12 protein-coding genes are annotated in these 10,676 nt (G+C 73.0%); 4 read left to right on the top strand and 8 right to left on the bottom strand.

All coding sequences use genetic code 11. The features are described from left to right. From ACIBW6_RS23205 to ACIBW6_RS23190, 4 genes are all read left to right on the top strand, one after another. Window positions 1–85 (top strand): cold-shock protein (locus ACIBW6_RS23205; protein ID WP_399062615.1); only part of this gene is annotated, 85 nt, incomplete at its 5' end. A gap of 262 nt (window positions 86–347) precedes the next feature. Then, on the top strand, window positions 348–755 hold the full coding sequence (locus ACIBW6_RS23200) for a YciI family protein (RefSeq protein ID WP_399062522.1): 408 nt from the start codon (window positions 348–350) through the stop codon (window positions 753–755). Between the two features lie 8 nt (window positions 756–763). Further along, window positions 764–1,942: an RNA polymerase sigma factor gene (locus tag ACIBW6_RS23195; RefSeq protein ID WP_399062613.1), complete on the top strand. Its 1,179-nt coding sequence runs from the start codon at window positions 764–766 to the stop codon at window positions 1,940–1,942. A gap of 101 nt (window positions 1,943–2,043) precedes the next feature. Further along, on the top strand, window positions 2,044–2,721 hold the full coding sequence (locus tag ACIBW6_RS23190; protein WP_399062520.1) for a GPP34 family phosphoprotein: 678 nt from the start codon (window positions 2,044–2,046) through the stop codon (window positions 2,719–2,721). Between the two features lie 22 nt (window positions 2,722–2,743). Here ACIBW6_RS23190 and ACIBW6_RS23185 read toward each other — a convergent pair whose 3' ends face one another. The 8 genes from ACIBW6_RS23185 to ACIBW6_RS23150 all read right to left on the bottom strand — a co-directional run bounded on the left by ACIBW6_RS23185 (window position 2,744) and on the right by ACIBW6_RS23150 (window position 10,357). Then, window positions 2,744–3,715, bottom strand: coding sequence for a quinone oxidoreductase family protein (locus ACIBW6_RS23185; RefSeq protein ID WP_399062517.1), 972 nt, complete (start codon window positions 3,713–3,715; stop codon window positions 2,744–2,746). A 148-nt stretch (window positions 3,716–3,863) separates the two neighbouring features. After that, window positions 3,864–4,046 carry a hypothetical protein gene (locus tag ACIBW6_RS23180; protein ID WP_399062514.1) on the bottom strand — a complete coding sequence of 61 codons (183 nt, stop codon included), beginning with the start codon at window positions 4,044–4,046 and terminating at the stop codon, window positions 3,864–3,866. A gap of 93 nt (window positions 4,047–4,139) precedes the next feature. Further along, on the bottom strand, window positions 4,140–5,687 hold the full coding sequence (locus tag ACIBW6_RS23175; RefSeq protein ID WP_399062611.1) for an MFS transporter: 1,548 nt from the start codon (window positions 5,685–5,687) through the stop codon (window positions 4,140–4,142). A 183-nt stretch (window positions 5,688–5,870) separates the two neighbouring features. Then, entirely contained in the window at window positions 5,871–6,299 is a 429-nt protein-coding gene (locus ACIBW6_RS23170; protein ID WP_399062512.1) for a hypothetical protein, read from the bottom strand. Window positions 6,300–6,538: 239 nt separating this feature from the next. Continuing rightward, complete coding sequence (locus ACIBW6_RS23165) at window positions 6,539–7,150, bottom strand: DUF308 domain-containing protein (RefSeq protein ID WP_399062510.1); 612 nt, start codon at window positions 7,148–7,150, stop codon at window positions 6,539–6,541. A gap of 39 nt (window positions 7,151–7,189) precedes the next feature. Continuing rightward, window positions 7,190–8,827: a tannase/feruloyl esterase family alpha/beta hydrolase gene (locus tag ACIBW6_RS23160; RefSeq protein ID WP_399062508.1), complete on the bottom strand. Its 1,638-nt coding sequence runs from the start codon at window positions 8,825–8,827 to the stop codon at window positions 7,190–7,192. Window positions 8,828–9,057: 230 nt separating this feature from the next. Further along, window positions 9,058–9,741 (bottom strand): cytochrome b/b6 domain-containing protein, encoded by a 684-nt coding sequence (locus ACIBW6_RS23155; protein ID WP_399062506.1) that lies wholly within the window; start codon window positions 9,739–9,741, stop codon window positions 9,058–9,060. Further along, window positions 9,689–10,357, bottom strand: coding sequence for a molybdopterin-dependent oxidoreductase (locus ACIBW6_RS23150; RefSeq protein ID WP_399062609.1), 669 nt, complete (start codon window positions 10,355–10,357; stop codon window positions 9,689–9,691). The genes ACIBW6_RS23155 and ACIBW6_RS23150 overlap by 53 nt, the downstream gene beginning before the upstream one ends. Between the last annotated feature and the right edge of the window lie 319 nt (window positions 10,358–10,676).

Raw genomic sequence — 10,676 nt, 5'->3', positions numbered from 1 at the left:
CGAGCTCGTCGAGGGTGAGACGGTCACCTTCGACATCACCCAGGGCCAGAAGGGCCCCCAGGCCGAGAACATCGTCCGGGGCTGAACCACCCCCCGGCACGCCAGGCCCGACGAGGGCGGGCCCGACCACACCGGCCGGGCCCGCCCTCCGCCATGTCACCTCTCCCCGGGGCGCCCTTGGCACCCCGCGCCGCGGTCCCCTGCCGGACGTCCCCGCGCACCCGCCCGGTCCGGCCGCAAAAAAAATTCCGGGAAATTTTGGCCGCCGATGTCGAGAACCCGCGGCGCGCTCCGTCCCCGGTGCGAACGCGGCCACAATGGGCCGCACCCGTACCGAGGAGCCCACCATGGCCAAGTACCTGCTGCTGAAGCACTACCGCGGCGCCCCCACCCCGGTGAACGACGTGCCCATGGACCAGTGGACGCCGGAGGAGATCTCGGCGCACATCCAGTACATGAACGACTTCGCGGCCCGGCTGGAGAAGACCGGCGAGTTCGTCGACGGCCAGGCGCTCGCCCCGGAAGGGACGTTCGTGCGGTTCGACGGCGAGGGGCGCCCGCCGGTCACCGACGGCCCGTTCGCCGAGACCAAGGACCTCATCGCCGGCTGGATGATCATCGACGTCGACAGCTACGAGCGGGCCGTCGAGCTCGCCGGGGAGCTGTCGGCCGCCCCCGGCGCGGGCGGCAAGCCGATCCACGAGTGGCTCGAACTGCGCCCGTTCCTGAGCGCGCACGGCACCGTCACGGAGTGAGCGCCCCGATGGACGAGGCCCTGCTGCGCGGCCTCACCCCGGGTGTGCTCGCCGTCCTCGTCCGCCGCGGAGCCGACTTCGCGGCGGCCGAGGACGCCGTCCAGGACGCGCTGACCGAGGCGGTGCGCGTCTGGCCGGCCGATCCGCCGCGGGACGCCAAGGGCTGGCTGATCACCGTGGCGTGGCGCCGGTTCCTCGACGCGACCCGCGCGGACGCCGCCCGCCGCCGGCGCGAGGACCTCGTGGAGGAGGAGCCGCCGCCCGGCCCGGCCCGTGCGCGGGACGACACCCTCCAGCTCTACTTCCTGTGCGCGCACCCGTCCCTGACGCCCTCGTCCGCCGTCGCGCTGACCCTGCGCGCCGTCGGCGGGCTGACCACGCGCCAGATCGCCCGCGCCTACCTGGTCCCCGAGGCGACCATGGCGCAGCGCATCAGCCGGGCCAAGCGCACGGTCTCGGGCGTACGGTTCGACCAGGTGGGCGATGTCGCCACCGTGCTGCGCGTCCTCTACCTGGTCTTCAACGAGGGCTACTCCGGCGACGTGGACCTGGCCACCGAGGCGATCCGGCTCACCCGGCAGCTCGCCGCCGCCATCGACCACCCCGAGGTGTCCGGGCTGCTCGCCCTGATGCTGCTCCACCACGCCCGGCGGGCCGCGCGGACCGCGCCGGACGGCAGCCTCGTCCCGCTGGCCGAGCAGGACCGCGGCCGGTGGGACACCCGGGCGATCGCCGAGGGCGTGCGGATCCTCCAGGCGGCTCTCGCCCGTGACCGGCTCGGCGAGTTCCAGGCGCAGGCCGCCGTCGCGGCGCTGCACGCCGACGCGCCCACGGCGGCCGAGACCGACTGGGTGCAGATCGTGGAGTGGTACGACGAACTCGCGCGGCTGACCGACAGCCCGGTCGTCCGGCTCAACCGGGCGGTCGCCGTCGGGGAGGCCGACGGGGCGCGGGCCGGTCTGGCGGCGCTCGCCGCGCTGGACTCCGCGCTCCCCCGCCACACCGCGGTCGCCGCCTACCTCCACGAACGCGACGGCGACCTGGTGACGGCGGCGCGGCTGTACGCCGACGCGGCCCGGCGCGCGCCCGACCTCGCCGAACGCGACCACCTCACCCGTCAGGCGGCCCGGCTCAACACCCGGCTGCGCGGGCGGTCCCCCGGCGCCGGGCGGCCGCCCGGGCAGTGAGGCGGACCGGCGGGGCCGGAGCAGTGGCGCCGGGGGCCCGCGGGCGTCCTGGCGGGCGTGGCACCCTGGACGGATCACCGGCGACGGACACGGAGACATGTATGCACACCGCGCGCGATCTGGCGATCATCGTCCTGTCGGCGTCGGACCGCGAGGTGGGCCAGGGCGATCTGTCGCTCGCGCTCGCCGGGGCCGAGGTGCTCGACCTCGTCGAGGCGCGCGTCCTGCGTCTGGACGGGGACCAGCTGGTCCCCGGCGCCGGTCCGGCGACCGGTGACCGGCTGCTGGACGAGGCGGCGGCCGCCCTCGTGCGGCAGGCCCCGTACGAACCGGTCGAGGAGTGGCTGTGGCGCCGGGGGCGCGAGCTGTCCGCGGCCTACACCGACGAGTTGCAGCGGGCCGGGCTCGTCAGCCACACCCGCGGCTCCCGGATCCTGGGGCGGGCCGCGCGGACGGTCGTCCTGGACTCGCCCACGGCCCGCGAGGCCGGGGCCCGCCGGGGAGCGGGCGAGCCCGTGCTCACCGCGCTCGCCGCCGCGGTCGGGCTGCGGGACGGCGCGGACGAGGCCGTCCCGCAGCCCGTGTGGGAAACCTCCCAGGAGGCCGACGGCCCGTCAGGGGCGGCCGGTGACGCGGCGGCGGGGCCGGGGGCCGGTCTCTCCGACGACGTGACCGCGGTGCTGGCCGCCGTGGGGGACGCGGTGATGGAGCTGGAGGCGGTCCGCCAGCGGCGCTCGATCGAGAACGCCGCCTTCGACAACATCTGGCGCGGCCTGTGAGCCGGTGCCGCGCCGCGGGTGCTCAGCGGCCCGGGTCGAGCAGCAACTTGCCCGAGGTGCGCCGGGATTCGATGTCCGTGTGGGCCCGCGCGGCCTCGCCCAGCGGGTAGCGTCCGGTGATGTCGACGCGCAGGCCGCCCGAGCGGATCGTGTCGAACAGGTCCCCGGCGTGCTGGAGCAGCAGCTCCCGGCTGTGGATGTGGTCGGCGAAGACCGCGTAGGTGACCTTGATGCTCTTCGGCAGCTCGAACAGCCGCACGGTGGGGATGTCGCCGATCAGCGGGCCGAAGTAGACCAGCGTCCCGGAGCGCCGCAGCACCTCGGTGGAGGGCCAGAACGTGCTCGCACCGCCGCCGTCGAAGACCGCGTGCACCCCCTCGCCGCCGGTCAGTTCCCTGACCCGGTCGACGAAGTCGCCGTCCCGGGAGACGAGGACCTGCGCCGCGCCCGCCTCCTCGGCGGCCGCGGCCTTCTCCTCGCGGGACACCAGGCCGATCACCCGCGCTCCGCGCAGGGTGAGGAGCTGGGTGAGCATGCGGCCGACCCCGCCGGCGGCGGCGTGCACGAGCGCGGTCTCGCCCTTCGCGAGTGGCGCCGACTCGGTGACGAAGTGGTGGGCGGTGATGCCCTGCATCATCGTCGCGGCGGCGATGTCGCTGGGGATGTCGTCCGGTACGGGCACGACCCGGTCGGCGGGGACGGCGATCTTCTCGGCATAGCTGCCGTACTGGTGGACCCAGGCCACCCGGTCGCCGATCGCGAAGCCGTCGACGCCCGCGCCGGTCGCGGCGACCCGGCCGGCGCCCTCGACGCCCGGCACCAGGGGGAGTTCGCCGGGGAGCGAGAACCCGGCGCGGGTGCCGGTGTCCATGAAGTTCACGCCGGCGAACTCGATGTCGACGACCAGGTCACCCGGGCCCGGCTCGGGGTCGGGCCGCTCCTGGAGCCGGAGCACCTCGGGACCGCCCACCTCGTTCAGCACCACAGCACGCATGGGTCACACCTCTCTCTGTCCACTCACACCCGCGACTCGGCATCGCGCTGTGCACAGGAACGTAGGCCGCATTTTTTGGACCAGCAAGTCCAGAAATGACGCGTGCGGGCACCGGCGCGTGCGGGCCGTCCGGCGCCGCGTACGCCGGTCAGGTCGCGGCGGTGAGGTAGGCGCTGGTCGCGTACAGCCGCGCCCGTACGGCCTCCGCGTGCGCTTCCTGGTCGGCGGACCTGCCGCGGTCGGCGCGGTGGTCCTGGTCGAGCGCCTCGGCCGAGGTGTCGTCGCCCCACAGGGTCCAGCGCCTGCGGGTGCCGTGGTTCTTGCGTGCCATGGTCGTCTCCGATTCCGATGTTTTCCGATGTAGGGGCAGCCGCAGATGGTGTGCGGCGGTTCGCTGCCGTCCCCGCCGCGCGATGAGCGGCCCTCAGGGCGCGTCGGTGGCGCTGGCCTCGTTCGCGGCCTGCGCCAGGCCGCTGGAGGCGCGCAGCGCTACTTCCTTGATGAACAGGGTGATGAGGAAGGCGAGCAGGGCGATCGGCGCGACGTACATGAAGACGTCGCCGATGCCGTGGCCGTAGGCGCCCTCCAGCCAGGTGCGTACGGGGGCGGGCAGCAGGGCGAGGTCGGGCAGCCGGCCGCCGCCGGAGGCCTGCGCGGCCGCCGCCCGGTCCTGGGGGGCGAGCAGGGGCAGGGTCTCGCGGGCGTAGTGGCCGATCCGGGTGGTGAGGACCGAGCCGAGCACCGAGACGCCGACCGCGCCGCCGAGGGAGCGGAAGAAGGTGACGGTGGAGGACGCGGCGCCGAGGTCGGCCGGGGAGACCTGGTTCTGCGTGCACAGCACGAGGTTCTGCAGGGTCATGCCGACGCCGAGGCCCATCAGGGCCATGCAGACCGCCGTGTACAGGTACGGCGTGTCGTGGCGGAGCGTGCCGAGGAGGGCGAGGCCGGCGGTCAGCAGGGCGCCGCCCGCGAGGAGCCACCCCTTCCACCTGCCGGTACGGGTGATGATCCGGCCGGAGACGGTGGAGGAGACGAACAGGCCCGCGATGAACGGGATCGTCATGATGCCCGACATCGTCGGGGACTCCCCGCGGGCCAGTTGGAAGTACTGGCTGAAGAAGACGGTGCCCGCGAACAGCGCGATGCCGACGAAGAGGGAGGCGGCGGAGGCGAGGGCGATGGTCGGGTTGCGGAACAGCCGCAGCGGGATGACCGGTTCGGCGGCCCTCGCCTCGACGAACAGGAAGATCAGCGTCAGTATGAGCGCCGCGCCGACCAGGGCGTACGTCTGCCAGGACAGCCACGCGTACTTGTCGTCGGCGAAGGTGACCCAGACCAGCAGGGTGCAGACGGCGGCGGTGACGAAGAAGGCGCCGGTCCAGTCGACCGTGACCTGGCGTCGGAGGACCGGCAGGTTCAGCGTGCGCTGGAGCACGACCAGCGCGACCAGCGCGAAGGGGATGCCGACGAACAGGCACCAGCGCCAGCCGAGCCAGGAGGTGTCGGTGATGACACCGCCGAGCAGCGGGCCGCCGACGGTGGCGACGGCGAAGGTGGCGCCCAGGTAGCCGGAGTAACGGCCGCGCTCGCGCGGGGAGATCATCGCCGCCAGCACGACCTGTGCGAGCGCGGACAGGCCGCCGCCGCCCAGGCCCTGGACGACGCGGGCGCCGATCAGCGTGGCCGGGTTCTGCGCGAGACCGGCGAGCAGGGAGCCGATGACGTAGACGACCAGTGAGGACTGGACGAGGATCTTCTTGCTGAACTGGTCGGCGAGCTTGCCCCACAGGGGCGTCGAGGCGGTCACCGCCAGCAGGGAGGCGGTGACGACCCAGGTGTAGGCGGACTGGCCGCCGCCGAGGTCGCCGATGATGCGCGGCAGGGCGTTGGTGACGACGGTCGAGGAGAGGATCGCGCAGAACAGGCCGAGCAGCAGCCCCGACAGGGCGCGCATGATCTGCGCGTGCGTCATCGGTGGCGCGGCCCCTGCTCCGGGCCCGGTGTGCGTGCGCACACCTGCGCTGGGGGTGGTGGTCATGGGTGGAGGTCCTCACGTTCCTGGGGCGGGGACAGCGGCACACAATGGACATTGCCTGAGGCAACTACACCGGCGCTCGATCGCCCCTGGCGGGCGGGAACGGCCGGGCGGGTGCGCTCACTTGGCCTGCAGGGGCCCCGCGAACGACTTGCGCAGGGAGCCGGGGGCCACCAGCGGGAGCAGGGAGGCGAGCATCTTGCCCTTGAGCGTGGCCGGCTGCCGCGTCAGCTGGACGTCGACCCGGGTGCCCTCGCCCTCGGGAGACATCGTGAAGACCCAGCCGCCGCCGGCCCCGAAGAGCTTGGAGTCCAGCGTGGTGACGGTGACCGTGTCGCCGGCCGGCTCCCACGCGTAGCGCGCCCGCTCCCAGGCCGCGGCGGTGCCTTCGGTGACCTCGGCCCAGGTGTCCCCGAGGTCGTGGACCTCGAAGTGCTCGGCGTCGATGCTGGGCCAGGACCGCGCACGGCCCGGGCCGAAGTCGGTGAGCACCCCCAGCACGTCCTTGGGGGCGAGCCGGGAGACGAGCTGGAAACGGATGACTGCCATGGTTGTCCCTCGTTCGAAGTAACTGTTCTGAGCGGTGACTTGAGAATGTCACATCGCTTAATAACCAGTCAAGACGGTTATTGCCTTGTCGCAAGCCTTTTGCCGTGGACCCGGCACCCGCGGTGGCCGGTCCGTGGGCGTGCCCGTGCGCGGAGGCGGAGGGGGCTACGGCCCGCGCCTTCTGCGAGGCGCGGGCCGAAGCGGGTCCGGACGACGGACCGGGACGGAGGGCTGGGCCGTCAGGCGGTGCGGGTGCGCAGTCGACGGGACCTCCAGGCCAGGAGCAGCGCCTGGAGGACGAACCACACCCCGCCGCCGGTGGCGTACACCGACAGCACGTCGAGCGAGGGGTTCTCGCCCGCGGCCTGGATGTTGTACGCGATGCCGACGAGGAAGGAGAGTCCGCCCGACAGGAGGGTCGGCCACTGCTTGCCGAACTCGGGGCCGCGGCGCCGGGCGCCGACGGCCACCTGCGCGAGACCCGACAGGACGGCCCAGGCGCCGAAGACATGGAGCACCGGTCCCTCGCCGCCGGCGCCCGCGACGCCGATCGCCACGGCCGCCATTGCGCTGAGCACCCCGTTGAACGCGGTGACCCGGCGCTCCGCTCCCCCGGGCGTGGCGCGGAGGTCGATGAGTGAACAGACCGCGTCGATCAGCGGGTAGACCACCAGCAGCGTGATGGCCACCGCGTCGACGTCCTCATGGGCTCCGGCGAAGACCAGGGCCCACACCACGGCGAGGACGCCGCGGCCGAGGTACAGCTTCAGCAGGGAGGAACGTCCGGCCGTGGCCGCCTGGGTGGTCGCGGACACTGACCGGGTGGTCGCGGTCGCCGTCTGGGTGCTCATGTCGGTTCGGCCTTTCTCAGGTCAGGAGGGCGTCGCGGGTCAGTGCCGGGCGGGGGCGACGCAGCGGAAGCTGGACGCGTGGGACGGGTCGCCGTGGCCCTGGTAGCGGGAGACCGCGGGGTAGGCGCACAGGTCGTGCTCGACCTGCTCACCGCTCGCGTCGACGAGCGTCGCCGGCAGGGTGGCGGGCGCCTTGCCGTGCTCGACCCACTTCGTCAGCGCGGCGAGGCCGTCGGTCGAGCCGTCCTGCCCGTTGAGGCCGCAGTGGCTGGTGTTGGGGGCGAGGAAGACCCGGTAGAAGTCGTCGACGCGCTGGGCGCCGCCCAGTTCACGCTCGACCTGCTGGTGGTAGCGGACGGTGCCCTGCGCGGGGATGTACTCGTCGGTGTCGCCCTGCCAGGTGATGAGCTTGCCGCCGGAGCGGCGGAAGTCCGAGAGGTCCGGGTCGTCGGTGCCGATGACCTTGTCGTACTCGGCCTGGGACTGCCGGAAGAGCCGGCTGAAGTCGCTGTAGGTGATCTTCGTCAGGTCGAAGGACGGGTCCTTCTTCAAGAAGAGCTGGGCCCACAGGGCGGGGACGGGGAAGGGCTGTCCGACGACGGGGCCGCCGGGCTCGGTGGACCCGGAGTGGGCCAGGCCCTTCAGGTCGGCGCCGACGGGGACGCCGGTCCACAGCTTCTGGCCCGAGGTGGTGCGGGGGCCGTCCCAGATCTTGCGGACCACGGTCGCGTCGGCCGCGGTGATGGTCAGCTCCTTGCCGTCGCAGACGACCTTGGTGCCGATCAGCCGGCGCGGGTCGTAGTCGCAGCGGGACGCGTCGTTGACCAGGCCGTCCCGCACCCCGTCGAGCTTGTCGCAGGCCTTGATCGCGGCGTCCGTGAACGCGTCCAGCTCGCAGTCGGTGGGATAGGTCTTCTCGTTGTTCAGGACGACCTGCGGCCACAACGTGGCGACCTCGTACTCGTCCCAGTTGATGGCGGGCGCGTCCGCGAGGATGCCGTCGTAGTCGTCGGGGTAGGCCTGCGCCTCCATGTAGCCCTGGCGGCCGCCGGTGGAGCAGCCGGTGAAGTAGGAGTAGGCGGCCCGCTTGCCGTAGACGCCGCCCACGACGGCCTTGCCGACGACCGAGGCCTCGTGCTGGGAGCGGGAGGCGAAGTTCTTCAGGGCCGTGCGGTCGACCTGGCCCTTGCCGTCGAGGACCCAGCTGGTGTCCAGCACGTCGCCGACGCCGGCGTCCGTGGTGGTCGCCGCATAGCCGGCCTTCACGGCGTTGCCGAGGCCGACGCCGTTGTCCCCGGCGCTGTAGGCGCTGCCGCCGAGCGCCTGGAAGCGGCCGTTCCACCGCTGCTCCGGCAGCCAGGTCTGCACCGTGGCGTGGTCGCCCTCGCCGGGGTGGGTGAGTGTGACGGTCACCTGGCAGAACGCGGGGACGTCCAGCGCCTCGCCGCCGAGGAGCCCGGTGCCCTTGACGGTGCCTCCGGCCTGGTGGACCGCCGTCACGGACTCCACCCGGGTGCCGGCCGGGGCGCGTACGGCCGGGGCGGCGCAGGTGGCGGTGGTCGCGGGGGCGGCTGCGGTGCGGGGCTCGTCCGCCGAGGCGGTCGGCAGCCATATCGCCGCCGCGACCAGCGGCACTCCTGTCGCGAGTGCCGTCAGGGCCTTCTTCATCGTTCCCATCCCGGGGTTGTGTGGATGCGTGGGTGTGTAGGTGGTACGTCGGGGGGTGTGCGCCATGGTGTCCGATGGGCTGCACACGTGTGAGGTGCTCGTGGTGTTCGCCGGGGATCACTCTGCCGGGGCCCGCCCGGCGGAGCCACAGTCATCTGACGGTCCCCGCACCGGAAGCGGCGCCTAGGTCACTGTCCGGCGGCTGTCGGAGTGACTGGCAGTAAGAGTCGGCACATGTGTCAGTGGTTGTCGCGGGCCGGCTGTCGCCGCCCGTCCTGGAGCCACATCCCGTGGTGTCGCCACGCCCAGGTCCTGCTGACGTATCCCGTCCGCATGCCGAGCAGCGCCTCCGGGTCCTGGCGGGCCTTGCGCAGGTGGCCGAGGAGGACGGCGGCGATCGCCCAGGCGAGCAGGTCGTGGACGAAGATGGCGCTGGTACGGGAGATGAAGGGCAGCAGCCCCATGAACCACATCAGCAGGCCGGTGAACATCATCACCGGCACGGCGCCGGCGATCCAGCCCGCGTAGAGCTTCTGCCCCGCGTTGAACTTGCCCGCGGGGCGCGCCCCGCGGCGCCTGCGGACGGCGCGCAGCCACTGCCGGTCGTACGGGGCGAAACGGTTGAGCCTGCGCAGGTCGGCGCGGAACGCCGGGGAGCACAGGCCCAGCAGGAACGGCAGCGGCAGGCAGATACCGGACCACTCGTGCAGGGTGACCATGAGGTGGCGCCGGCCGACGAGTTGGGCCAGCGGCCCGAGGTACAGGCAGGCCGCGGTGGCCAGGCACACCAGCATCAGCCAGCCGGTGGTCCGGTGGATCCAGCGCTCGGCCGGGCTGAACCGCCGGACGCGGCCGGGCGGGCCGGACGGTTCAGGCCGCATCGCTGCCCCGGTCCGCGCCGTCGAGCCATCCGTCGACCGCATAGCCGCGCTCCTCCCAGTAGCCGGGCACGACCTTCTCCGTGACCGAGATGCCGGACAGCCACTTGGCCGACTTGTAGAAGTACATGGGCGCGACGTAGAGGCGGACCGGGCCGCCGTGGTCGTGGGTGATCGGCTTGTCCTGCATCCTCAGCGCGACCAGCACGTCGGAGCGGCGGGCCTGTTCGAGGGTGAGGCTCTCGCTGTAGGCGCCGTCGAAGCAGGTGAACCGGACCGCCGCGCCCGGGGAGCGCACCCCGGCGTCGTCGAGGATGTCCGCGAGCCGCACCCCGTCGAAGGGGGTCTGCTCCACCCGCCATCCGTCGGTGCAGACGACGTCGTGCACGACCCGGTGCTGGGGCAGCGCGCGCAGTCGGTCGAGGGTGTAGTGCGTGGGCCGGTCCACGAGGCCGGTGACCCGTAGCCGGTAGTCGGTCTCGTCCTTGTGCGGGACGGAGCCGACGACGCTGTAGTACCGGAAGCCGCCGGGGTTGGGCAGCAGCCCGGTCGCGCCGGTGGGGTCGAGCTGGGAGGCGGCGCCGAGGAACCCCTCCCAGCCGCGCTGGAGGCAGGGGGCCGCGGCGAGGCCCGCCGCGCCGGCGGCGAGCACGCCGAGCATCGCGCGCCGCCCCACCGGAGCGCCGTCGACGGCCCCCGGTCCTCGTTCTGGTCTCTCGGCCATGGCCGGCCCGTCCCTCCCGGTCGTCACCCGTGCAGTCCCCCGCCCCGACTGGAGCGCAGTAACCTGCTTAAGCGGTTATTACCGTTGCATGGCTTCGTACGTATGTCAACGCGTCTGCCGGTGGGTCGGTGATCGTCGGCATGCTGGTCGTCTCACACGTGTGAGCGTGGCCGCGGTCATGGCCCGGCGCTCGCGCCACCCGGCTGTTATGCTGGCGAGGACATCGACTGTCGAGCGGGAGTCACAGACATGGCGG

It is taken from the genome of Streptomyces sp. NPDC049813, from assembly GCF_044465085.1.
Classification (GTDB): Bacteria; Actinomycetota; Actinomycetes; order Streptomycetales; family Streptomycetaceae; genus Streptomyces.
The sequence above is the reverse complement of the archived record's forward strand: the minus strand, read 5'-3'. Positions and strand labels throughout refer to the sequence as shown.

Coding starts and splice junctions, on each gene's coding strand:
- ACIBW6_RS23165 (WP_399062510.1), bottom strand. CDS start 7,150: ATGAGCACCCAGACGGCGACCGCGACCACCCGGTCAGTGTCCGCGACC.
- ACIBW6_RS23175 (WP_399062611.1), bottom strand. CDS start 5,687: ATGACGCACGCGCAGATCATGCGCGCCCTGTCGGGGCTGCTGCTCGGC.
- ACIBW6_RS23200 (WP_399062522.1), top strand. CDS start 348: ATGGCCAAGTACCTGCTGCTGAAGCACTACCGCGGCGCCCCCACCCCG.
- ACIBW6_RS23150 (WP_399062609.1), bottom strand. CDS start 10,357: ATGCTCGGCGTGCTCGCCGCCGGCGCGGCGGGCCTCGCCGCGGCCCCC.
- ACIBW6_RS23170 (WP_399062512.1), bottom strand. CDS start 6,299: ATGGCAGTCATCCGTTTCCAGCTCGTCTCCCGGCTCGCCCCCAAGGAC.
- ACIBW6_RS23180 (WP_399062514.1), bottom strand. CDS start 4,046: ATGGCACGCAAGAACCACGGCACCCGCAGGCGCTGGACCCTGTGGGGC.
- ACIBW6_RS23195 (WP_399062613.1), top strand. CDS start 764: ATGGACGAGGCCCTGCTGCGCGGCCTCACCCCGGGTGTGCTCGCCGTC.
- ACIBW6_RS23155 (WP_399062506.1), bottom strand. CDS start 9,741: ATGCGGTCGACGGATGGCTCGACGGCGCGGACCGGGGCAGCGATGCGG.
- ACIBW6_RS23190 (WP_399062520.1), top strand. CDS start 2,044: ATGCACACCGCGCGCGATCTGGCGATCATCGTCCTGTCGGCGTCGGAC.
- ACIBW6_RS23160 (WP_399062508.1), bottom strand. CDS start 8,827: ATGGGAACGATGAAGAAGGCCCTGACGGCACTCGCGACAGGAGTGCCG.
- ACIBW6_RS23185 (WP_399062517.1), bottom strand. CDS start 3,715: ATGCGTGCTGTGGTGCTGAACGAGGTGGGCGGTCCCGAGGTGCTCCGG.